Raw genomic sequence first — 22,921 nt, 5'->3', positions numbered from 1 at the left:
ACCCAGTTATGCCGTGTTATGCCGTGGCCCCGAGGCGCCGTTCGACGATCAGCCGCCGCGTCCGATACGCCCAGTATCCGAGGTTCGCGGTGCAGGCGACCACCATCAGGCCGGCGCACACGATCAGGGCCCACTCCACCGTCAGCACGCCGAACCCGAACCACAGCGACTGGCACACCAGGGCCACCGCGAGATAGCCCGGCGACACGCCGCGGAGGTCGTCCGCCTTGACCATGCTGTGCAGCTGCGACGCCTGACCCACCAGCTGGGGAATCGCCACCACGGAACCGAAGACGGCGGCACCGAGCGTCACGTCGACGCCGATCAGCGCCAAGGCGACGACGGCGGTGAGGAGCACGGTGCCAACGAGCGAGAGGCGCCGGTCCCGCACCACGAGGATGACGGTCACCATCGACATCAGCGCGAGGAACACGTTGGGCAGCTGCATCTGCGGAGAATCTACCATATAGCCGTGCACCGCCCAGGACACCGTCGCCGCTGCCGTCAGCTGCCAGAGCCAGAGCGACACCCCGGCGCTGCTGCGCACCCGATAGATCCGAAACGCCTGGGGACGGGAGGAACCGATGCCGAGAGCGGCCGCGACCCAGCCGAGAAGTGCGATCACCACAGCAGCCTAGAACCTCGCTCAGACACCATCAAAACCCGCGCAGAACGGGGTGACCAGGTGCCCAGGCTCAGTGGTTGGCGATGAGAATCATCCGGTCGCGGTGCACCACCGCACGCTGCCGATCGCGGCCAGATGCCGCCCGGGATCGAGCGATCTCGGCGGCCAGCGTCGCGCTCGAGTACGCCGTGAATCCCCGGCCGATCACGCCGCCGTCGAGCCCGAGGATCTCGATGGGCTCGCCCTCGGCGAAGGTTCCGTCGACGGCCTTGATGCCCGGGACGAGCAGCGAGGCGCCGCCGGCCTCCAGCGCCGCCCTGGCACCGTCGTCGACGCTCACGCTCCCCCGCGGCTCGGCAGCGAACGCTAGCCACAGCAGTCTCCTCGGGCGGCGTTTGCGGGTGGGCGCGAAGTAGGTGCCCACCTCCTCCCCGGCCAGCGCCGGGCCGAGCAGGTCGGCGTGGGTCAACACGACGCCGATACCGGCCTGGGTGGCGATGTCGGCGGCCTGCAGCTTGGTGCGCATGCCGCCGGTACCCACCTTCGATCCCACGCGGGAGGTGTCGACGGCCAAGGCTGAGACGTCGTCGACGTGGGCGATCAGCTCGGATCCCGGCTCGTCGGGATGCGCGGTGTAGAGCCCGTCGACGTCGCTGAACAGCAACAGCGCGTCGGCCCGGATCAGATGCGCGATCAGGGCGGCGAGCCGGTCGTTGTCGCCGAACCGGATCTCGTGGGTGGCCACCGTGTCGTTCTCGTTGACGATCGGCACCACGCCCAGGCGGAACAGCCGCGAGATGGTGTTCAGCGCATTGCGATAGGTCTTGGGCCGCAGCACGTCGTCGATGGTCAGCAGCAGCTGCGCGACGATCTGGTCGTGGCGGGCGAAGGCGTCGGAGTAGGCGCGCAGCAACTGCCCTTGTCCGACGGCTGCCGCGGCCTGCTGCGTCTCGAGGTCGCGCGGGCGGCGCTTGAGCTTGAGCGGCCCCAGACCGGCGGCGATCGCCCCGGAGGTGACCAGCACGACCTTCTTGCCGTTATGCCGAAGGCCAGACAGCAGGTCGGCGAGCTGCTCGACGCGTTCGGGATCGAGGTGTCCCCGGGGGTCGGTCAGCGACGAAGACCCAACCTTGACCACGATGCGCTCGGCATCGACGATCTCAGTTCTCATCCGCAGCGGCCTCCTTGGCGGCGTGATATTCGGCGTCGAGCTGACGGCGCCGCTCGACGGCCGGACGGACCGTGTCGAAGCGCTGGTCTTCGCCGCGTCGGCTCAGGATCTCGGCTCCGGTCTCGAGCTGGGGCTCGAAGTCGAACACCACGGCGTCCTCGCCGCCGATGGCGACGGCGTCGCCCGCGCGCGCGCCCATCTGGAGCAGCTTGTCCTCGACGCCCAGCCGGTTGAGCCGGTCGGCGAGGAAGCCGACGGCCTCGGCGTTGTTGAAGTCGGTCTGGCGGATCCAGCGCTCGGGCTTGGTGCCGCGCACCCGCCACAGCGGACCCCCTTCGCCGTCGCTCTGCTGGACGATGGTGAACTCGGCCTGGGCCGCCTTGGTGCGGCCGACCGGAGCCGGGCGGATGACGGGCCGTGGCTCGGGAGCCGGCTCGGCGCCGCGTCGAGCCTTCACGATCTCGGCCATGGCGAACTTCAGCGGCCCCAGGCCTTCGCCGGTCTTGGTGGAGATCTCGAAGACCCGGTAGCCCTTGGCCTCCAGATCTGGTCGCACGATCTCGGCCATGTCCTTGGCCTCCGGCACGTCCACCTTGTTGAGAGCCACCAGGCGCACCCGGTCCTCCAGGCCGCCATGCGCGCTCAGCTCGCCCTCGATCACCTCGAGGTCGGTGAGGGGGTCGCGGCCAGGTTCGTAGGTGGCCAGATCGATGACGTGGACGATGGCCTGGCAACGCTCTATGTGCCGAAGGAAGTCGAAGCCCAGGCCCTTGCCCAGCGACGCGCCCTCGATCAGGCCAGGCACGTCCGCGACGGTGTAGATCGCGTCGCCGGCCAGCACCACGCCCAGGTTGGGCACCAGCGTCGTGAACGGGTAGTCGGCGATCTTCGGCCGCGCGCGCGAGATGGCCGCGACCAAAGACGACTTGCCGGCCGACGGGAAGCCCACCAGTCCGATGTCGGCCACCACCTTGAGCTCCAGCTGGATGTCGTGACTCTCGCCCTCCTCACCCAGCAGCGCAAAGCCCGGTGCCTTGCGCGTCGACGAGGCCAGCGCGGCATTGCCGAGGCCGCCCTTGCCACCCTGGGCGACGATGAACTCCTCGCCAGGGTGGGTGAGATCGGCCAGCACACGCCCGTTGCTCTGCAGGGTCACGACGGTGCCCGGCGGAACGGCGAGGATGAGGTCTTCGCCCTTGGCCCCATGCTGATGATCGCCCTTGCCCGGCTGTCCGTTGGTGGCCTTGCGCACCGAGTGCCGGTGGTAGTCGATCAGAGTGGTCAGGTTGTCGTCGACGCGCAGGATGATCGACCCGCCGTCGCCGCCATTACCGCCGTCGGGTCCACCCAGCGGCTTGAACTTCTCGCGCTTGACGGAGGCGCAGCCGTGCCCGCCGTTGCCGGCTTGGACCGTCAGCTGCACGCGGTCTACGAACGAGGGAATGGCCATGGATGAAACCCTATCGGCTGGAAGATAAGCAAAAAGCGGCCCGTAGCGGGCCGCTCTTTGAAGGAAAGTGGTGCGAGGATCAGGCCTGCACGATGTTGACGACGCGGCGTCCGCGCTTCACACCGAACTGCACCGCACCGGGAACCAGCGCGAACAGGGTGTCGTCGCCGCCACGGCCGACGCCGTCGCCCGGGTGGAAGTGGGTGCCGCGCTGGCGCACGATGATCTCGCCCGCGCCGACCTGCTGGCCGCCGTAGCGCTTCACGCCGAGGCGCTGAGCGTTGGAGTCACGACCGTTACGCGTCGAGGACGCGCCCTTCTTATGTGCCATTGTTCAGCCCCTTCAGCTCTCGATGCCGGTGATCTTCACCTGGGTGTACCGCTGACGGTGACCCTGGCGCTTCTTGTAGCCGGTCTTGTTCTTGTACTTGAGGATCTTGATCTTGGGACCCTTGACCTCGCCGAGCACCTCGGCGGAGACGGAGACCTTGTCCAAGCCCTTGGCGTCGGTGGTGATGGTCTCACCGTCGACGAGCATCAGGGGCTGCAGGTTGACGGTACCGCCGACCTCTTCGGACACCAGATCGATGTCCAGGATGTCACCCACAGCCACCTTGTGCTGGCGTCCGCCGTTGCGCACGATCGCGTACACGCCTGACCTACCTTCTAAATTCTTCAAAACTGAACTGATGCGTCCGTGCCCGGAAAACACTCCAGGGGACAAAGCACCGATGGACTACTTTACGCGGGGGTTTCTACCCGGTCAAACCGGACGCGCCGACGCCCGCTTCGCCCCATCCCCGACACGGTGGCAGAATACCGCCCATGCGTGTCTACAACTTCTCCGCCGGTCCCGCGATGCTCCCCGCCGCCGTTCTCGAGCGGGCCCAGTCCGAACTGCTCGACTGGGAGTCGACGGGTAGCTCCGTGATGGAGGTCTCCCACCGCGGCAAGAACTTCGTCGCTTGCGCCGATCACGCCGAGGCCACGCTGCGCGACGTGCTGGGCATCCCCGACAACTACAAGGTGCTGTTCCTGCAGGGCGGGGCCAGCGCGCAGTTCGACGCCATCCCCATGAACCTCACGGCCGCCGGCGACACGGTGGCCTTCCTGAAGACCGGCCAGTGGTCGGGCAAGGCGATCAAGGGCGCGCAGCGCCAGGGTCTCACCGTCGACGTGCTGGCCGACGAGGCCGCGTCGAACTACACGACGGTGCCCGACGCCGGCAGCTACCAGGTCGATCCCGCCGCGACCTACCTGCACTACACCCCCAACGAGACCATCGGCGGCGTCGAGTTCGGCTACGTGCCGGACAGCGGCGACGTGCCGCTGGTCGCCGACTTCTCGTCGACCATCCTCTCGCGCCCCATCGACGTGTCGAAGTTCGGCCTGATCTACGCGGGTGCGCAGAAGAACATGGGCCCGTCGGGCCTCTGCGTGGTGATCGTGCGCGACGACCTGCTCGACCGCGCGCGCCCCAGCACCCCGTCGGTGCTGCAGTACGCCGAGATGGCCGCCACCGACTCCATGCTGAACACCCCGCCCACCTTCAGCCTCTACCTGCTCGGCTTGATCCTCGACTGGGTGAAGAACACCGGCGGGCTGACCGCGATGGCCGAGCGCAACCAGGCCAAGGCCGACGCGCTGTACGCCGCGATCGACGCGTCGCCGTTCTACTCCAACCCGGTGGCGCCGAACGCGCGTTCCTGGATGAACGTGCCGTTCCTGGTGGCCAAGCCCGAGTTGGAGAAGACCTTCGTCGCTGAGGCCGCCGCCGCTGGACTGACCACACTGGCCGGGCACCGCTCCGTCGGCGGCATGCGCGCCAGCATCTACAACGCGATGCCGATCGAGGGCGTCCAGGCCCTGATCGACTTCATGGCCGACTTCGAACGCAGGAACGGGTGAACGACATGGTGTTCAAGATTCGTACGCTGAACGCGATCAGCAATGCGGGCCTCAAGCTGCTGCCCAAAGAGACCTATGAGGTGGGTTCGCATCTCGAGGATCCCGACGCGCTGATCCTGCGCTCCGCCAGCCTGCACGGCGTCGAGATCCCCGCCTCGGTGAAGGCCGTCGCCCGGGCGGGCGCGGGCACCAACAACATCCCGGTGCCCGAGTACTCGGCCCGCGGCATTCCCGTGTTCAACACCCCTGGCTCCAACGCCAACGCGGTGAAGGAACTGGTGATCGCCGCGATCTTCCTTGCGGCGCGCAACATCGTCGACGCCGCTGCCTTCGCCCATCGACTCCGCGGCGACGCCGAGTTCATGGACAAAGAGGTGGAGGCCAACAAGAAGAAGTACGCCGGCTTCGAGCTGCCGGGTCGCACGCTGGGCGTGATCGGCCTGGGCGCGATCGGCGTCGAGGTCGCCAACGCCGCCATCAGCCTCGGCATGCGCGTGATGGGTTACGACCCTGGCATCACCGTCAAGCACGCCTGGAAGCTCTCCAGCAGTGTCGAGCACGTCACCGACCTCGACCAGCTGCTCAAGCGAGCCGACATCCTCACCCTGCACGTGCCGTTGATCCCCGCGACGCGCGGCCTGATCGGGCGCGAGCAGTTCGCGAAGATGAAGAAGTCGGCCGTGCTGGTGAACTTCGCCCGCGCCCCCATCGTCGACCTTGACGCCGTCGTGGAGGCTCTGGACACCAACGAGCTGCGCGGCTACGTCTGCGACTTCCCGGTGCCGGAGCTCAACACCCGGCCGCATGCGGTGACGCTGCCCCACCTGGGCGCCTCCACCCACGAGGCCGAGGAGAACTCCGCCCGGATGGCCGCAGAAGAGCTGCGCGCCTACCTGGAGGACGGCGTCATCACCAACTCGGTGAACTTCCCCGAGGCCGTGCTGCCGCGCAACGGCGGCGCCCGGATCGCGATCGCCAACTCCAACGTGCCGAACATGGTGGGCCAGATCTCCGGCCTGCTGGCCGACGCCGGGCTGAACATCGCCGACATGCTGAACAAGTCACGCGGCGAGCTGGCCTACACCCTGGTGGATGTCGAAGGCGAGGTGCCGGCCGACCTGCTCGACCGCATCACCGCCATCGACGGTGTCCTGAACGCCCGCCTGATCTAGTCCCTGCTCGTTCTCACGCTGGGTCTTTTCGAGGCTCCTCGCAGAGCTCGTCGCACCTCAAAGACCGTGAGATGACGCTCTTTGAGGTGCGAGGCCGCCCGCGGCCGAGCCTCGAAAAGACCCGGCCGGCGGCCGAAGAACCAACCTACGCCGGAGGCCGTAAGTACGCGTACGTGTGGTGTTCGGCGTATCCCTCGGATACGTAGAGGCTCCGCGCCGCCGTGTTGTCCTGCTCGACCTGGAGCGCCAGGTACCGGGCGCCCAAGCGAACGGCCTCAACCGCGAGCGCCCTGGTGACGGCTCGCCCCTGGCCTTGTCGGCGTGCATCCGGAGCGACCTCGATGCAGGACAGCACACCCCAACTCCGCGCCACGGCCACCCGGCCGACGGCGTGCTCGCCGATCCGCAGATAGCGCGCGGGGGCGGCGCACATCTCGGCGATCCGCTCGTCGTCGTCGTCGCCCGCTCGGAAGATCCGCAGCCAGTCCGTGTCCGGGGCATCCGCGATCGGCGGCGTGCTCTCCGGCTGTCCGAGCAGACCACGAGCATCCGCGACCATGGCCACCGTGGGCGAGGCCACCTCCCAACCCGCAGCGAGCGCTTCGTCGGCGACGCGGCTTCCCAGGGCCGCCTGGATCGGCAGCCGCTCCCCTGCCCATTCGTGGGCGAGCGCGCAGGCCTCAGCAAAGGGCACTCCGGGGTCGCCGACGGCCAGCACCGAGTTGGCCCGCTGCGTCTTGCCGCGTCCCGTCCGCAGCACCCAGCCACCGAGCCGGGCGCGTCGGAGCCCGGGCCAGGTCAGGTCGAGGACGCGCTGCACGGCGTCGGCCGGCGAAACCAGCAACGGTATGCGTTCAGGCACCCGGCGAATCGCCTGCACCTCCGCGCGCGGAACCCACGCGGGCCCGCGATCCTCCGGCAGCACCACCAGCCACTCGTCGTTGGCGGCGACGAGATGCCCCACGACGTCCGCCAACGCCCCCGAGGGCTTGCGCCGTCGCAGGCTGACTCTGGCCGCGTCGGCGGCGGGAGCCGGAATCGGCCTAGCCACATCAGCGGCCGGAGCAGGAATCGTCGGAGCCGCGTCGGCACCAGGCGCCGGAATCGGCCGGCCCTCGGTGGGCTCAGTCACGTGGTGACGACCACCGGCACGATCATGGGACGACGACGCAGCCGCCTAGACACCCACGACCCGATCACCCGGCGCGTCACCTGCTGCAGCTTGCGGCTGTCATCGACGCCCTCGCGCATGGCGGCCACGATCGCGTCGCCGATCTCCTCTCGCACCGACGCGAACACCGAGTCCTCCTCGGCGAAGCCGCGGGCGGTGATGTCGGGGCCGCTCAGGATGGCGCGCTGGTCCACGTCAACCACGGTGACGATGGAGATGAAGCCCTCCTCGCCGAGGATCTTGCGGTCGCTGATCGACTCGGTGATGTCGCCCACCGTCTTGCCGTCGACGAAGATGTAGGGCGCGTGAATCTGGCCGACGATGCGGGCCTTGCCCTTGGCCAGGTCGATCACCGCGCCGTCTTCGGCGACCAGGGTGTTCTCCGCGGGGATGCCGGTGGCCTGGGCCAGCTTCGCGTTGGCGATCAGGTGGCGGATCTCGCCGTGCACGGGGAGCACGTTGCGGGGCTTCAGGATGTTGTAGCAGTAGAGCAGCTCGCCGGCCGACGCGTGGCCGGAGACGTGCACCATGGCATTGCCCTTGTGCACGACGGTGGCGCCCAGCTTGGCCAGGCCGTTGATCACTCGGTACACCGAGTTCTCGTTGCCCGGGATCAGGGAGCTGGCCAGCAGCACGGTGTCGCCCTCGCCCACCTCGATCACGGGGTGTTCCTGATTGGCGATCCGGGACAGCGCCGCCATGGGCTCGCCCTGGGAGCCCGTCGACATGATGACGACCTTGTCGGCCGGGTACTTGTCGATGTCCTTCAGCTCGATGAGGGTGCCGGCGGGCACCTTGAGGTAGCCGAGGTCGCGGGCGGTGCCCATGTTGCGCACCATGGAGCGCCCGACGTAGACCACCTTGCGGTCGTAGCGGGCCGCCAGGTTCATCACCTGCTGCACGCGGTGCACGTGCGAGGCGAAGGAGGCGACGATCAACTTGCCCTTGGAGTTCTCGAAGACCCGGGTCATGGCGGGCTCGATATCGCGCTCGTGGGCGGTGAAACCGGGGGTCTCGGCGTTGGTGGAGTCGACGAGGAAGAGGTCCACGCCCTCCTCGCCCAGGCGGGCGAAGCCGCGCAGGTCGGTGATCCGCCCGTCGAGCGGCAGCTGGTCCATCTTGAAGTCGCCGGTGTGCAGCACGGTGCCGGCCTTGGTGCGGATCGCCACGGCAAGCGCGTCGGGGATCGAGTGGTTCACGGCAAGGAACTCGAACTGGTAGTTGCCCACCTCGATCCGATCGCCCTCGGCCACGTCGAGCAGTTGGAACTCGCGGATGCGGTGCTCGCGCAGCTTTCCGGCGACGAAGGCCAGCGTCAGCTTCGACCCGTAGATCGGGATGTCGTTGCGCATCTTCAGCAGGTACGGCACCGCGCCGATGTGGTCCTCGTGACCGTGTGTCAAGACGAGGGCGACGACATCGTCGAGTCGGTCGCGCAGGTATTCCAGGGCGGGAAGGATCAGGTCGACGCCCGGATGCTCCTCCTCGGGGAACAGCACGCCGCAGTCGACCAGGGCGATCTGACCGTCGATCTCGAAGGCCGTCATGTTGCGTCCGACGTCGCCGAGACCGCCCAGGGGAATCACCCGCAGGGTTCCTTGGGGCAGTTTTCGGGGCGTCTTCAACTCAGTCATGGCATTTAGGTTAGTGGAGCCCGGCCGCGGACGCTCTACGCTGTTGCCATGTCTGTCAGCGATACCGTGCGCCTCGCCATGCCCGCAGAGGCGGTTGACATCGCCCGCATCCAGCGTCGGGCCTGGGGCGAGCATCCGCTTCTCGCGGAGGGCGCGTCCAGCATCCGCTCCGACGAGGCGGTGCAGAGCTGGCATGAGGCGATCGTCAAGCCGCCGCTGGCGCACTGCCGGGTGCTCGTCGCGATCGGCTCCTCCGAGCAGGTGGCGGGTTTCGCGGTCACCGGCCCCAGCGGAGATCCCGACGCCGAACCCACCGACGCCGAGATCGCGGAGTTCGTCATCGATTCAGCTCAGCGCGGAAAAGGACACGGTTCACGCCTGATCAACGCCGCCGTGGACACACTGCGCGCCGACGGCTTCGAGGTGGCCCGGATCTGGGTGCCGACGGCCAACGACGCCCTGCGCGCGTTCCTGACCGGCTGCGGGTTCGCCGCCGACGGGGCACATCAGGAGATCGCGATGGCCGAAGGCGCACCAACCCTGAAGCTGGTGCGCCTCCATACGGCCATCTAAGAGGTTCTGGGGATCACTCCAGGCCTAGCACCGACTCGATGCCCAGCGTCAGACCGGGGTTGGAGACGACGTGACGCACGCCGGCGATGACGCCCGGCATGAAGGAGATCCGGTCGAAGGAGTCGTGCCGGATGGTCAGCGTCTCGCCCTCAGCACCCAGCAGCACCTCCTGGTGCGCGACAAGGCCCTGGAGCCGAACGCCGTGCACGTGGATGCCCTCGACGACGGCACCGCGGGCACCGTCCGGGTCGTGCACCGTGGCGTCGGGAACCGGACCCATCTGAGCCGCCTCGCGCGCCGCCGCGACCTTCTGCGCGGTGGTTGTGGCCGTGCCCGACGGCGCGTCGGCCTTGCCCGGATGGTGCAGCTCGACGATCTCCACCGACGGGTAGAACGGCGCGGCCTTGGCGGCGAACTGCATCATCAGCACCGCGCCGATGGAGAAGTTCGACGCGATCAGCACGCCCACGCCGGGGTTGGCGTCGACGAGTTCGCGGATCCGATCCAGACGCTCGGCGGTGAAACCGGTGGTGCCGACCACCGCATTCTTGCCATGGGTGATCGCCCACTCCAGGTTGCCCATCACCGCGTCGGGGTGGGTGAAATCGACCACCACCTGCGCGTCGTCGAGCAGAGACAGGTCGTCGCCGAGATCGACTCCGCCCGCGAAGACAAGGCCGTCCGCCCGCTCGACTGCGCGCTTGACCTCCGCGCCCATCTTGCCGCCGACACCGAAAACACCCACTGGGATCGCGCTCATACTTCCATCCTTGTTCTCGCTGAAGCTCTACATGCCACACCGTACTCGCTGTGCACCGGCCCCTGCCGCGCTCTCTCACGCCGCGCTCTCGTGCACAAATCTGCGTATGCGCGAAGGCCTCCCGTATATAGCGAGGCCGGGGCGTAGGCGCAGATTTGTGCTCGGTCCAGCCGAGTTTCCGGGATTCAGCCGTCAGGTAGGCTGCCCGTCATGTCCGATTCTGCGCACGTCTGGCGTCAGCTCTCTCCCCGCGTCTTCGTCACAGCCGTCGATCCGCATGGGGTGAACGTCGGCCTGGTCGTCGGCGACGAGAGCGCGGCACTGATCGATGCGGGCAACGACGCTGACCAGGGCGCCTCCCTGCTGGCCTCGGCCTGGCAGCAGGCCGGCGTGCCGGTGGTGCACGTCGTGATCACCCATCATCACGACGACCATTGGGCGGGCCTGACCGGCATGCGGGGCGTCGAGTCGTACGGGCACGCGTCGCTGCTGGACCTGCCCGGCCCGGCGCCCACGCGCACCTTCTACCTGGCCGAAGCCATCGACCTGGGCGGCGTGCGCCTTGAGCTACTGCACCTGGGCGAGGCCCACACGAAGAGCGACGTGACGGTCATCGTCGACGGCGAGAACGTGATCTTCGCCGGTGATCTGCTGGAGTCGTCGGGCGATCCGCAGTTCGACGAGACCTCCTCGGTGCAGAACTGGCCCACCGTGCTCGATGGCGCCTTGGGCGTGAGTAACCAGGACACCGTCTTCGTACCCGGCCACGGCGAGCCGGTCGACCGTGACTTCGCCTTCCGGCAGCGCGCCGAGATCTCGATGATCTACTCCACCGCGGAGATGTTCGTGCAGCAGGGCGTCGCCGTGGCCGATGCCTACGACAAAACCGAATGGCCCTTCTCCCGCGAGACCCTGGAAACCGCCCTGCCGCTGGTCTACGACGCGCTCGCGGCCAAGGGCATCAAGCCCCGCACCCAGCTGCCCATCTTCGGCGGCGGGTTCAACGGCCCCGCGGGGCTCTGACTCAGTCCTTGACGGGCCAGGTGAGCTGGGCGGTCATCCAGCTGATCGGGTCGCCGGCGACGAGCAGGCCCTGGTTGGGCGACAGGATGCTGTAGGCCACTCCGTCCAGAGTGCGGCACATCCCGCCGTGCTCCGTCACCATCAGGCCGCCGGCCAGGTGATCCCAGGGCCAGCAGGACTGGTAGTACATGAAGTCGATGTCGCCGGCCAGGAGTGCGGGATAGTCGAAACAGGCGGCGTAGTAACTGGGCACCACGGGGCTCAGCCGACCGTCGGCGGTGAAGCCAAGAAGCCTCTTCTTCGACGAGGCCCCCAGCGGCAGCCTATTGGTGCGCTTGCGCACGATCTCTTCGCCGTTCATCCGCACGCCCGCGCCGCGCTCGGCGACGTAGCCGCGACCGGTCTGAGGCTGCCAGATCCAGCCGCGCGTCGTCACTCCCCCGCGGAGCTCGGCGAGGATGACGCCGTGCTCGTCCTTGCCGCGCACGAAGTTGCCGGTGCCGTCGATGGGGTCGATCACGAACGCATGCTCGGCGTTCGGGACGCGGCGCAGCGTGTCGGGCTCGACGAAGGCCGTCTCCTCCCCCACCACCACGGCCGACGGATAGACCTGCTGGAGCAGCCTGGTGAGATAGGCCTCGGCCTCGCGGTCTGCGACGGTGACGTAGTCGCCGGGCGACTTCTCGTCGATGTCCCCCTCGGCCAACGCCCGGAACCGTGGCGTGATGACCTCTGAGGCGGTCTCCTTCAGCAATTCGAGAATCTGCTCGCTCTCCACAGGCTCCACCCTACTCATGCCGACACCGGCGTGGCGCGATGCTCACCCACGCTCTCGAGGTGCGAGCACAGATGACGTTCTTCGAGGTGCAAGGCCGCCCGCGGCCGAGCCTCGAGGAGAGCGGGTGGGTCAGTCTTGGGTGACGAAGTCGATCAGGGTCTCGATGGTGCGGTTGAAGCCTGCGTCCAGATCCCGGTAGTTGCGCACTCGCTTCAAGATGGCCTGCCAACCGCGGGCAACCTCGGTCTGGGTCTCGTGCGGGAGGCCCAGCGCCGCGAGGGTGCCCTTCTTGAAGTCGACGTCCATCGGCACCTGCGGCCACGCCTTGCGCCCGATCCGCTCGGGCTTGACGGCCTGCCACACGTCGATGAACTCGTGACCGGCGATCAGCACGGTGTCGCGATAGCCGGCCTGGTAGACCTGCTTCGCGATCCGCGACTCCTTGCTCCCCGGCACCAGATGATCCACCAGCACGCCGAGCCGGCGGCCGGGCTGGGGTGCGAACTCGGCGACGATGGCCGGCAGGTCATCGATACCGCCCAGGTACTCGACGACGACGCCCACGTGCCGCAGATCCGCGCCCCAGACGCGCTCCACCAGCTCCGCGTCGTGCCGGCCCTCGACGTAGATCCGGCTGGGCAGCGCCACCTTCGCGGGCTCGGGCGACGCGGAGGCGCGGGAACCGGAGGCCGTGTAGGTCGGCCGCGTCGCACCGCCGCGCAGCGGAGGCTTCAGGGCGACGGGGGCGCCGTCGAGCAGGAAGCCGGGACCGAACGGGAAGCCCCGCCGCTTGCCCTTGCGGTCTTCCAGCAGGATCACGCCGTTCTCCCAGCCGACGACGGCGCCGCAGAAGTCGCCGCACTCGACCACCATGTCCAGTTCGACGGGCACATCCTTGGTCTGCTTCAGGTGTGAACGCTGCCACCCGGGTGCCAGCACGTCGCGCGAGTATCGATCCACGGTCAGGAACCCTACCGGCACAGAAGAAGGGCCTGGGTGAGACACCCGGGCCCTTCTCCAGAGGAGTTACCTGGTCAGCGAAGGTCGACCTTTCGCCCCGCGGAAACATAGCTGCGCCAGATCATCACCACGAAGGCCAACAGCATCACGCCGATGATCGCCACCGGCAGCACAGGAATCCCTTCCGCCGAGTTCGGGGTGGGATGGTCCGCGAAGGCCTGGCCGAAGAAGCTGACCCACGCGAACTCCGTCTGCCCGTCGCCGATGATCAGTGCGCCGGGAATGACCAGCGAGAGCAGGCCGAGCAGCTGCATGACGACGTACAGCCCCACCCACACCAGGATCGGTCCGGCCGCGCCCAGCTTGTTGATCCAGGCCTCGCTGCCGAAGGTGACGCAGAAGTAGTACTGAATCACGCCCTGCAGCAGGTAGGTCACAGCGAACACGATCAGGATCAGCCACGCGCCGGCGGAGAAGTTGGCCGTGCCGATCAGATCCAAGACGATCTCCCATATGTTGGCGAAGGTCCAGCCGTAGATCGCCGTGGTACCGAGCATCGTCATCGCTCCGAGGAGCAGTGCGACCACCAGTGCGAACGCCGTGACGATCAGCGCCCACAGATACTTGGCGCTCAGGACCGCCGATCCCGTCATGGGCAAGGTCTGCACGAAGTAGCCACGTCGGGAGAACGATGAGCGGTACAGATCGACGCCCAACCAGAGCTGCACGAGCGGGAGAAACCCGAAGGTGAGCACTAGGCCGAAGACCCAGGTGACCGTCGCAAGACCCGGGCCGGCGTTCGCGCTGCTACCCGAACTGGCCCCGCCGCCGAGGGTGATCAGCAGGTGCGTACTGAGCGCCAGCACCGCTCCCATGATGAGCGCGATGCCGGTTGCGGTGAACAGCAGCGCCCGAGTCCGTATGAAGTCGTGCTTGATCAACGTGGTGACCATCGGTAAACCTCCCTGAATAGTTCGTCGACGCTCTTGCCATGCTGGGCGCGCAGGTCGTCGACATCCCCTGCGAGCAGGACGCGACCGTGCCGCATGAAGACGGCGCCGTCGAGGATCGGCTCCAGATCGTGAATGAGGTGGGTGGAGATCAGCACCAGCGACTCCGGATGCAGGTCGCGGACGATGGCCTGCAGGATCACGTCGCGGGCGGCCGGATCGACGCCGGAGATCGGCTCGTCGAGCAGGAACACCTGGGCGTTGCGCGACATGGCCAGCGCCACCTGCACCTTCTCCCGCATGCCCTTGCTCAGTTCGTTCAGCTTCGCGTTGGGGTCGAGCTGGAAGAAGCTGATGAGCTCGTCGAACTTGGCCGCCTGGAAGTCGGCGAAGAAGTCGGCATACATCCGGCCGCAGTAGCTGATCCGCCAGGAGTCGGTGAGGAAGCTCACGTCGGGAAGGAAGGAGACCACCGCCTTCGACTCCGGTCCCACCGGACGGCCGGCGATCCGCACCTCGCCCTCATAGTTGGACGTGACGCCCGCGAGCACCTTGAACAGCGTGGTCTTGCCGCAGCCGTTCTCGCCCAGCAGTCCGATCACGCGGCCGCTCGGCAGCGCCATGGTCAGTGAGTCGAGCGCCTTGAGTTTGCCGTAGTACTTGGTCAGGCCCTTGACCTCGAGGACCGTCGTGGTATCCATCATGTCCCTTCCTTATTCGCCCAGCGGTCCGCGATCAGATCGATCGCTGCCTGCTTGCTCATGCCGTATCGCTTCGCCTCGCGCACGTAGTCGTCGGCGGCACCGGTGGCTCCGGTGGCGCGCAGCTGCTCGACGCGTTCGATCTTGTCCGTGACGAAACGGCCGGCGGTGCGCTCGGTGCGTGCCAGTTCCCGTCGCTCGAGTTCGGCGAACGCGCGTTGCACGGTGTTCGGGTTCACCCCGAGTTCCACCGCCAGGTCGCGAACGCCCGGGATCTTGTCCCCCGGCGACCACTGACCGACGAGGATCCTGCGTTCGAACTCGGCGACCAGTTGCAGCCAGATCGGCCGCTCGGTGTCGAATTTCACCCCACACCCCCTTGTCTCGCTGTATTAGATAAGTAATACAGTACGCGGGTCACAGTACTGTGTCAAGGCAGTAATACAGTTCGATATGATGACAAACGCACACTCGACGCCCCCAGAGGCCAGAGATCGGCCTCTGGGGGCGTCGAGTGTGCGTTTGTCGTCGTTGTCGCGACTACCAGGGCTTGGTGGCCGAGGCGCGCTCCAGGATCGCGCCTCGCAAGACCTCCGGAAGGTCGATGGTCGCCAGCTCTTGGGCGAGGGCGAGACCATCGAGCCGCCTGACCGCGGCCCAGGCCTTCTCCTTCGTGACGAAGGCGATCTCGGCAGCATCCAGGAGGTCGAAGGCTTCCTTCACCACATCTGCCTCGGCTGCGACCAAGCCGCGCAGGCGCAGATCCACGCCTGCGGAGAGATCGACGCGCCCCAGGTCGATGCGCAGCGCCGGGGACAGCGTCTCGTCGGAGACCACCTGCGCGCCGTCGAAGCCGTCGACGGCGACCGCACCGACCACCTCGATCACCAGATCCCGCTCACGTCGAGGATCGGGGCCCGTTGTCGGCTCGATCACCAGGCGCAGCTCGGCTCGGCCGTCGTCCCAACGCCAAAGGTTCTGCACGAAGCGGGTGACGTTGCGGTCTTCCGCCGAGGGAACGCCCTCGCCGTGGTCCTCGATCAGGTGCGAGATCCCGTCGCCGGGGAACACTCGCAGCATCAATGCGGCCGGCGCATCCGTGACCGGCTCCATGGCATCCGCCAGCGGCAGCACGGCGCCGGCGCGAGCGAGCACGGGCAGCTGCTCGAGTCCGCGATGCAGCGCCAACTGGCTGCCACCCCGGTAGTGCTGGCCCGTGAAGATGTCGAACCACCCGCCCTCCGGAAGCCACGCGTTAACGACGCCCAGCTTGGCCTCGTCGTGCTCCGGCGCGGTGATGGGTGCGACGAGAAGGTGCTCGCCGAACATGGACTGGTTCGGCACTCTGTACGCCTCGCCCACCGTCGGGGCGTCGTGATACATCGGCCGCACGACGGCGACCGCGTCGGTGTGCGCGCGCCACGCCGCCGTGTACAGCGAAGGAATCAGCCGGTGGCGCAGTCGCATGAAGCGCGCCATGATGTCGAAGGCCTGTGCCCCGAAGGCCCACGGCTCCTTCGTCGTGAAGTTGCTGTTGGACGAGTGCAGGCGGTTGATCGGCGAGAACACGCCGTACTGGAACCAGCGCACGGTGAGCTCGACATCGCGGGCGCCGAACATGTGACCGCCAATGTCGTGCGACCACCAGGTGTATCCGACGTTGGCGGCGGTGTTGGTGAAATAGGGCTGGAAGTCCAGCGAGTCCCAGGTGATGATCGTGTCGCCCGAGAAGCCCACCGGGTAGCGGTGCGAGCCGACGCCCGCGTAGCGCGAGAACGTGAGCGGGCGCTTGCCGTCGCGGCCGGAGTCGTGGAAATGGATGTGGTTGAGCATCCACAGCGGGTCCAGCCCGGGCACGTTGGTGGCGCCGCCCGACTGCCAGTCGAGCCACCAGAAGTCGACCCCCTGCTCCTCCAGCGGATGATGCAGGTAACGCAAGTAGGCGTCGACGAACTCGCGCGACGTCACGTCGAAGGCCACCGGAAGCCCGCTGGCCGGGTCGATGCCCACGGCCTCGGCCATCTGGGGGTAGGCCTCCTCGTGCCGGCGGACGCCGTCGGCGGGATGCACGTTCAAGGTGACGGCCAAGCCCCGCTGGTGCAGCTCGTCGAGGAAGCGCTTGGGGTCTGGGAAAAGTTCCGAGTTCCAGGTATAGCCCGTCCAGCCGGTGCCGATCTCGGGATCGATGTTCACCAGGTGCCAGTCCATGTCGATCACCGACACCGACAACGGGATCCGCTCCTTCTCGAAGCGATCCATCAGCGCGAGATACTCGTCCTCTGAGTAGGGCCAGTAGCGACTCCACCAGTTGCCGAGCGTGTAGCGGGGCACCAGTGGGTTGGGGCCAGTGAGGCGATGGAAGTCGGCGAGCGCGGCGTGGAAGTCGCGGCCGTGGGCGAAGAGGTAGATGTCCTTGCGGCCCCGCGGCCCAGCGTCGGGCCTGGGCGCGATCCAGCCATCCTCCGAGAGCAGAGCGCTGGTGGAGTCGTCGAGGGCCGCGAAGCCATAGGTGGCGAGGATGCCGAACTCCAGCTCGGTGGCGCCGTCCACCTCGTCCAAGGTGCGCGCGGTGCCCAGCAGATTGCCCCGGAAAGGAGGCTGCTGCGGGTAGCGGAAGCCGTAGCGCCATGACGAGTAGTGCGGATCGGTCGCGCCCTTCAGCAGGGTGACGGTGAGGCCCGCCTCGGAGAACTCCTTGCCGTCGTAGCGCACCTGAAGGTACTCCGTGAGAATCTCCAGCGCACCATCCGGCAGCTGAACGACGGTGAACTCCGGCAGGTCGAAGTCGCGCGAGACGACCAGCTGCGTCCGCTGATCGACGAACTCACCGCGCTCGTGCCATTCCATGCGGATCAGCCGCGGACTCAGCACCGTGAACCGGTAGGTGTCACCGGCGACGATGGCATCGGGGTGCGCGAGCGCCGGGCGCCCATCCGACATGGAAATCACTGTTACTCCTTTGGTCGAATTTAAAGAATAGAGGTCATCGCGCAGGCCCCGACAACACGTGCTGGGATCGTCCGGATGGAGGGACGACCCCAGCACGCACCTCGCAACCTCGCCTAGCCTGCCTTGGCCTCGTCGGCAGCATTGAGACTACCGAGAAGTCTCTCTGCGATGGCCGCCTGCGGGCGATTCAGATGACACCGCACCCAGTGGTTCGCGCCCACCTGGTGGCGAGTGGGTGTGGTGCTGCTGCACCCCTCGTTGTAGGGGCAACTCGGCGACGCGAGGACAAGCCTGCGCAGTCTGGCGCGTTCGACAGGATCGTAGGTGCCAGTCCGCTCGGGGTCCGGCACCGCGGAGAGCAGCAGTTGGGTGTAGGGATGAGCAGGTTCGGCCATCAGTTCCATCGAATCGCCGGCTTCCACCAGCTCGCCGGCGAACATCACCATCGTGCGGTCCGCCACGTAGCGAGCGGAGGCAAGGTCATGAGTGATGTACAGCATCGAGATGCCCTTTTCGTCTCGCAGGCGCCGCATCAGGTTCAGGATGCCGATGCGCACGGAGACATCCAGCATCGATGTCGGTTCGTCGGCGAGGATCACGGAAGGATCCACCGCGAGCGCTCTTGCGATGGCGATCCGCTGCCGTTGACCTCCGGACAGCTCGTGAGGGTAGGCGTCGAGGAAGTCCTCTGGGAGTTCTACCTGGGCGAGCAGTTCCGCGCATCGCTCCCGGAGCTTCCCTCGGGGCACGTTGCCGAAGATCTCCAAGGGGCGCGCGAGGAAGTACTGGATCGAGTGAACTGGGTTCAGCGATCCGAACGGATCCTGGAACACCATCTGCACCTGAGACCGATAGGAGCGTGACGCGGCTTTCGGCTCGGCTTTGAGGATGTCGGTGCCGTTCAGAAGGATCTCTCCCGAGGTGGGCTGCTCGAGGCGGGCGATGCATCTGGCGATGGTGGACTTGCCGCTGCCGGACTCCCCCACAACCGCCAGGATCTCTCCCTTGCGCAGTTCGACGTTCACTCCGGCGAGCGCCCGAACCGTGTCCCGGCTCAGGAAGGTTCCCACCTTGAAGTCCTTGACGAGGTCGCGCAGCTCGAGGATCGGCTGGTCTTGTCCCGGCTTCTGAGTACCGGCGTCGTGAGTGGTGGCGTTGTCGGTCATACGACCGCTCCTTCCAGTCTTGTGGCTGGGGCTACGAAGTGCCCGGGTTCGGCTTCGACGAGGTCACCGATGTCGGTGAACTTCACTCCGTCGCCGAGTCCCGCCAGGTCTTCGCGCGGACCGGTGATGGGCGGGAAAGCGTTCATCAAGGCGTGGGTGTACTCGTGGAGGGGCTTGTCCTTGAGCTCCTTCGCAGGAGCCAGCTCGACCAGCCGCCCCGAATACATGACACCGATCCGGTCGGATAGTTCGATCATCAGCGACATGTCGTGGGTGATGAACAGGATCGAGAAACCGAACTCCTCCTGAAGATCCCCGATCTGCGCCAGGATCTCCTGCTGCACCACGACGTCGAGCGCCGTGGTCGGCTCGTCCATGATGAGCAGCTTCGGACGCAATGCGGCAGCCATCGCGATCACGACTCGCTGCCGCATACCGCCTGACAACTGGTGCGGGTACGCCTTGAGCCTGCCATGGTCGATCTGGACCATGTCCAGCACCGTGGCCGCCCTTTTGAGCGCGTCCCTTTGGGAGAGCCCCTCATGTCTGATGAAGATGTCAGCGATCTGATCGCCGATCGTCATCACGGGATTGAGAGAGTTCATGGCCGACTGGAACACCATCGCCACGTCCCGCCAGCGGAACTCGCTCAGCTCCTGGTCCGACAAAGCGAACACCTCTTTGCCGCAGAACTTGATGCTGCCCGTCGAGATGACCGCAGGATCCTTCAGCAGTCGCATGATCGCGTTGGCGATGGTCGACTTGCCACAGCCGGACTCGCCGGCAAGCCCGAAGATCTCCCCAGGAGCGATGGAGAAGCTCACTCGATCGACGGCGGTGACCGTGCGCTTGTCGCCTTGGTAGACGACACTGAGATCGGTGACCTCGAGAACCGGGGTGTCGCCGCCCGCAGGCTGTTCCTTACCGGCTGCTCGACGCTCCGTGGCGGCTTTCCTGACGGCGGGCGCGATGGCGGTAGCCCCGGCGGAGCGGACCTTGCGGTTCTTCGGCTTGCGCAGGCGTGGGTTGGTGACCTCGTCGAGCGCGTAGTTGTACAACGCGAAGGCGAACGCGACCAGCGCGATACACAGGCCGGACGGGATGAAGGCCCACCAGTAGCCGAGGGTGAGCGTGCCGTCGGTGTTGGCCCAGTAGAGGTTGGTGCCCCAACTGATGTTGGTGGGATCACCGAGCCCGAGGAACTCCAGTCCGGCCTGCCCGCCGATGGCACCGATGATTCCGCCGAGCAGCGTGCCCATCACCATCGAGGCCATGTTGGGAAGGATCTCCTGAACGATGATGCGCGGGGCACGTTCGCCAGTGACTTGGGCCGCGGCCACGAAGTCCTTGCCGCGGATCGAGAGCGCTTGCGACCGCAGTCCGCGCGCCGCGCCGGCCCAACCGGTGATGATCAGGACCACGATCACGGTTCCGACGCCCGGAGGCAGGAAGGCCGCGAGGATGACCAGCAAGGGAAGGCCCGGGAGGAGGATGAACACGTTGGTCAGCAGCGACAGCACATCGTCGACGCCACGCCCGAAGTACGCAGCGCCCAGGCCGACGGCCACACCGATGATCGTTGAGGCGATGCCGACGACGAACCCGACGAAGAGCGAGGAACGAGCGCCCCAGATGGTGAGCGCAAAGACGTCCTGTCCTTTCGGCGTCGTGCCGAGCAAATGCTCGGCAGACGGCGGCTGCGCCCCGCCGGCCTGGATGATCGACGGATCACCGGGAGCCAGGACCGGCGCGAGAAGCGCCAACAGCACAAACGACAGGATGATCACCGTGGCGACGACGGACTTGGGATTGCGCAGCACGCTGACCCAGGTTCCGGTCCCCTGCTTCTTGGGTTTCGGCTGCCTGTTGTCAGGCAGAGTCGGAGAGAGTGCGGGTGCACTGGAAGTTGACATGATCGGCTCCCTTTCAGCTCGTGCGAACGCGCGGGTCGAGACGGACATAGGCAAGGTCGACGAGGAAGTTCATCACCAGCACCGCGGCCGTGATGGTCAGGAAGATGCCTTGCATCAGCGGGTAATCGAGGCCTTGTACCGCTGCCATGAGCTGGAACCCGATGCCGGGATAGGCGAAGACGGTCTCCGTCAGCAGCGCGCCGCCGACGACGAAACCCAGAGACATTCCCAGGCCGGTGATCGCTGGCAGCATCGAGTTGCGGGCGGCGTAGCGGAACATCACCCGTCGGGTGGAGAGGCCCTTCGCCTGCGCCATGGTGATGTAGTCCTCGGAGAGGGTCATGATCATCGTGTTGCGCATGCCCAGCATCCAGCCGCCCACAGACACGACGACGATGGTGAAGGCAGGCAGCACCAGGTGCAAAGCGACGTCCGCGATGAAGGTCGCGTTCCAGCCGATGTTGATGCCTGGCGTGAAGGCATGAGTCAGCGGGAACCAGCCCAGGGTGACGCCGAACACGAACAGAGCACCCATCGCCAACCAGAAGTAGGGGAACGATCCGATGAAGATGAGCAGCGGGGGCAGGAAGTTGTCGAGCGCGCCGCCCCGGCGGAAGGTGGCGACGATACCGAGAAGGTTGCCGACGACGAAGGCGATGATCAATGCGATACCGCCCAGCAGGAGGGTCCAGACGAGCTGGCTGGCGATCACATCGGTGACAGGGGTCGGGAAGCGCGAGATGGATACCCCCATCTCACCCTTGAAGATCGATGCGATGTAGTCGATGTACTGGCGCCACATCGGATCGTCGGACAAACCGAGCAAGCCTCGAAGCTGCACCAGCTGCTCCTCGGTCATCTCGCCCCCGGTTCGGGCGAACATGCGCGAGATAGGGTCTCCGGGCATCAGCCGTGGGAGAAGGAAGTTGAGGGTGATCGACACCCAGAAAGCGATCAGATAGAAGAACACACGTCGCAGGATGTACTGCATGAAAAGACTCCTTCATTGGAGGGTGTGGCGGTGCGGCCGCGGCCCGACCGGAGAGTGCCAAGACGGGCCGCGGCATGCTCACACGAGACGAGAGACCGAGGTCACTCCGCCGCTACCGGCTCGAGCGAGGTCAGAACCAGCACCGTGGTGCCAGCCCGGTAGCTGAGGGTCGCGTAGGGGTTGTCAGCAGACGGCCACCCCGTGAAGCGTTCGGTCGAGTAGGAGCCCCACTCAGGCCCGGGATACAGCGGCACCACAGGAGCCAGCTCGTTGAACAACGCCTGCAGCTTGTTCACGATCTCCTTCTGCTGAGCCTCATCCGAGCTGGCGGCGAACTGGCTCAGCAGTTCGGTGGCTTCCGGCGAGCCGAAGAGGTGATAGTTCTCATACTTCGTCCCCGAAACCGTTTCCTCGCTCATCGCGCCCCGGTAGAACTGGTAAGGAGTCGGACCCCCACTGCTCCACACGATGCCCGTGTCGAAATCGCCATTCTCAAACGCCGCGATGATGGCTCCAGCATCGATGGAGTTGACGGTGGCTTTCACGCCCACTTCAGCGAGGTTCTGGACGATGATGTTGGTGGCGGACACCCAGTCAGAGGAAGACGACATCACCGAAATCTCGACGTTCCACGGAGACCCATCGGGCAGAGTGCGCGTGCCATCGACCCCTGCCTTGAAGCCCAGTTCGTCGAACTTGGCCTTTGCCGCTTCGATGTCACGCTTGGTCCACACGCAACTAGCCACCAAGGCCTCGTCGCGCCACGAGTTGTAAGCGTCGCTCAGGCCGGTGCAGTCCGCAGGGTGGGTGTAGTTGTTCATGGCGATCTCGGTGATCGCATCGCGGTCGATCGACATGCTCAGAGCCTTGCGAACCTCTGGATCGTCGTAGGGCGCCCGCAGGGTGCCGTCAAAGTCGTGTTTTAGGTTGTCAGGAGTAGTTTGAGGGCCCGGTCGGGATCTCTGGCGGTGTATCTGAGGGCTTTGGCGATGTTGGTGGCGCCAGTGAGTCGGTGGAGGCTGATCA

Annotated in this window: 22 protein-coding genes; 4 read left to right on the top strand and 18 right to left on the bottom strand. The window is 66.6% G+C overall.

The window, feature by feature from the left end:
• Nucleotides 1–16 precede the first annotated feature (16 nt).
• From P0D62_RS16890 to rplU, 5 genes are all read right to left on the bottom strand, one after another.
• A complete protein-coding gene (locus P0D62_RS16890) occupies nucleotides 17–625 on the bottom strand; it encodes a SemiSWEET family sugar transporter (RefSeq protein WP_275703717.1) in 609 nt (202 codons plus the stop codon).
• A gap of 70 nt (nucleotides 626–695) precedes the next feature.
• Nucleotides 696–1,796: a glutamate 5-kinase gene (proB, locus tag P0D62_RS16885; RefSeq protein ID WP_275703716.1), complete on the bottom strand. Its 1,101-nt coding sequence runs from the start codon at nucleotides 1,794–1,796 to the stop codon at nucleotides 696–698.
• Complete coding sequence (gene obgE / locus P0D62_RS16880) at nucleotides 1,786–3,246, bottom strand: GTPase ObgE (RefSeq protein WP_406708271.1); 1,461 nt, start codon at nucleotides 3,244–3,246, stop codon at nucleotides 1,786–1,788. The genes proB and obgE overlap by 11 nt, the downstream gene beginning before the upstream one ends.
• A gap of 79 nt (nucleotides 3,247–3,325) precedes the next feature.
• Entirely contained in the window at nucleotides 3,326–3,577 is a 252-nt protein-coding gene (gene rpmA, locus P0D62_RS16875; RefSeq protein WP_275703715.1) for a 50S ribosomal protein L27, read from the bottom strand.
• A gap of 12 nt (nucleotides 3,578–3,589) precedes the next feature.
• Nucleotides 3,590–3,898 carry a 50S ribosomal protein L21 gene (gene rplU / locus P0D62_RS16870; protein WP_275703714.1) on the bottom strand — a complete coding sequence of 103 codons (309 nt, stop codon included), beginning with the start codon at nucleotides 3,896–3,898 and terminating at the stop codon, nucleotides 3,590–3,592.
• Nucleotides 3,899–4,071: 173 nt separating this feature from the next.
• Here rplU and serC point away from each other — a divergent pair, with 173 nt between their 5' ends.
• Nucleotides 4,072–5,154: a 3-phosphoserine/phosphohydroxythreonine transaminase gene (serC, locus tag P0D62_RS16865; RefSeq protein WP_275703713.1), complete on the top strand. Its 1,083-nt coding sequence runs from the start codon at nucleotides 4,072–4,074 to the stop codon at nucleotides 5,152–5,154.
• 5 nt (nucleotides 5,155–5,159) lie between these two features.
• Nucleotides 5,160–6,326, top strand: coding sequence for a phosphoglycerate dehydrogenase (locus tag P0D62_RS16860; RefSeq protein ID WP_275703712.1), 1,167 nt, complete (start codon nucleotides 5,160–5,162; stop codon nucleotides 6,324–6,326).
• Between the two features lie 145 nt (nucleotides 6,327–6,471).
• On the opposite strand, the gene P0D62_RS16855 is transcribed toward P0D62_RS16860, so the two are convergent.
• Both P0D62_RS16855 and P0D62_RS16850 read right to left on the bottom strand, forming a co-directional pair.
• Nucleotides 6,472–7,458: a GNAT family N-acetyltransferase gene (locus P0D62_RS16855; RefSeq protein WP_275703711.1), complete on the bottom strand. Its 987-nt coding sequence runs from the start codon at nucleotides 7,456–7,458 to the stop codon at nucleotides 6,472–6,474.
• The gene (locus P0D62_RS16850) at nucleotides 7,455–9,131 is read right to left on the bottom strand and encodes a ribonuclease J (protein WP_275703710.1); all 1,677 of its coding nucleotides are present in this window, start codon (nucleotides 9,129–9,131) and stop codon (nucleotides 7,455–7,457) included. The genes P0D62_RS16855 and P0D62_RS16850 overlap by 4 nt, the downstream gene beginning before the upstream one ends.
• Before the next feature lie 48 nt (nucleotides 9,132–9,179).
• On the opposite strand from P0D62_RS16850, the gene P0D62_RS16845 reads away from it, so the two are divergent.
• Complete coding sequence (locus P0D62_RS16845) at nucleotides 9,180–9,704, top strand: GNAT family N-acetyltransferase (protein WP_275703709.1); 525 nt, start codon at nucleotides 9,180–9,182, stop codon at nucleotides 9,702–9,704.
• Between the two features lie 13 nt (nucleotides 9,705–9,717).
• On the opposite strand, the gene dapB is transcribed toward P0D62_RS16845, so the two are convergent.
• Nucleotides 9,718–10,464 (bottom strand): 4-hydroxy-tetrahydrodipicolinate reductase, encoded by a 747-nt coding sequence (gene dapB, locus P0D62_RS16840; protein ID WP_275703708.1) that lies wholly within the window; start codon nucleotides 10,462–10,464, stop codon nucleotides 9,718–9,720.
• 210 nt (nucleotides 10,465–10,674) lie between these two features.
• Here dapB and P0D62_RS16835 point away from each other — a divergent pair, with 210 nt between their 5' ends.
• Nucleotides 10,675–11,487, top strand: a complete 813-nt coding sequence (locus P0D62_RS16835; protein ID WP_275703707.1) for an MBL fold metallo-hydrolase — start codon at nucleotides 10,675–10,677, stop codon at nucleotides 11,485–11,487.
• A gap of 1 nt (nucleotide 11,488) precedes the next feature.
• Here the strand turns inward: P0D62_RS16835 and P0D62_RS16830 are convergent, their stop codons facing one another.
• The 10 genes from P0D62_RS16830 to P0D62_RS16785 form a co-directional block, all read right to left on the bottom strand.
• Nucleotides 11,489–12,283 (bottom strand): inositol monophosphatase family protein, encoded by a 795-nt coding sequence (locus tag P0D62_RS16830; RefSeq protein ID WP_275703706.1) that lies wholly within the window; start codon nucleotides 12,281–12,283, stop codon nucleotides 11,489–11,491.
• 111 nt (nucleotides 12,284–12,394) lie between these two features.
• Nucleotides 12,395–13,231 carry a DUF3097 domain-containing protein gene (locus P0D62_RS16825; RefSeq protein WP_275703742.1) on the bottom strand — a complete coding sequence of 279 codons (837 nt, stop codon included), beginning with the start codon at nucleotides 13,229–13,231 and terminating at the stop codon, nucleotides 12,395–12,397.
• 68 nt (nucleotides 13,232–13,299) lie between these two features.
• Complete coding sequence (locus P0D62_RS16820) at nucleotides 13,300–14,178, bottom strand: hypothetical protein (protein WP_275703705.1); 879 nt, start codon at nucleotides 14,176–14,178, stop codon at nucleotides 13,300–13,302.
• Nucleotides 14,163–14,879, bottom strand: coding sequence for an ABC transporter ATP-binding protein (locus tag P0D62_RS16815; protein WP_275703704.1), 717 nt, complete (start codon nucleotides 14,877–14,879; stop codon nucleotides 14,163–14,165). Before P0D62_RS16815 ends, P0D62_RS16820 begins: the two co-directional genes overlap by 16 nt.
• Nucleotides 14,876–15,244 (bottom strand): GntR family transcriptional regulator, encoded by a 369-nt coding sequence (locus P0D62_RS16810; RefSeq protein ID WP_275703703.1) that lies wholly within the window; start codon nucleotides 15,242–15,244, stop codon nucleotides 14,876–14,878. The genes P0D62_RS16815 and P0D62_RS16810 overlap by 4 nt, the downstream gene beginning before the upstream one ends.
• A 172-nt stretch (nucleotides 15,245–15,416) precedes the next feature.
• Nucleotides 15,417–17,816, bottom strand: coding sequence for a glycoside hydrolase family 31 protein (locus tag P0D62_RS16805; protein WP_275703702.1), 2,400 nt, complete (start codon nucleotides 17,814–17,816; stop codon nucleotides 15,417–15,419).
• A gap of 122 nt (nucleotides 17,817–17,938) precedes the next feature.
• On the bottom strand, nucleotides 17,939–18,991 hold the full coding sequence (locus tag P0D62_RS16800; protein WP_275703701.1) for an ATP-binding cassette domain-containing protein: 1,053 nt from the start codon (nucleotides 18,989–18,991) through the stop codon (nucleotides 17,939–17,941).
• Nucleotides 18,988–20,904 (bottom strand): dipeptide/oligopeptide/nickel ABC transporter permease/ATP-binding protein, encoded by a 1,917-nt coding sequence (locus P0D62_RS16795; RefSeq protein WP_275703700.1) that lies wholly within the window; start codon nucleotides 20,902–20,904, stop codon nucleotides 18,988–18,990. The genes P0D62_RS16800 and P0D62_RS16795 overlap by 4 nt, the downstream gene beginning before the upstream one ends.
• 13 nt (nucleotides 20,905–20,917) lie before the next feature.
• Nucleotides 20,918–21,895, bottom strand: coding sequence for an ABC transporter permease (locus P0D62_RS16790; RefSeq protein ID WP_275703699.1), 978 nt, complete (start codon nucleotides 21,893–21,895; stop codon nucleotides 20,918–20,920).
• 101 nt (nucleotides 21,896–21,996) lie between these two features.
• Nucleotides 21,997–22,921 (bottom strand): ABC transporter substrate-binding protein (locus P0D62_RS16785; RefSeq protein WP_275703698.1); only part of this gene is annotated, 925 nt, incomplete at its 5' end.

It is taken from the genome of Tessaracoccus caeni (assembly GCF_029211185.1).
GTDB classification, from domain to species: domain Bacteria; phylum Actinomycetota; class Actinomycetes; order Propionibacteriales; family Propionibacteriaceae; genus Arachnia; species Arachnia caeni.
Note: the sequence above shows the minus strand (reverse complement) of the source record. Positions and strands in the feature narration are given on the sequence as shown.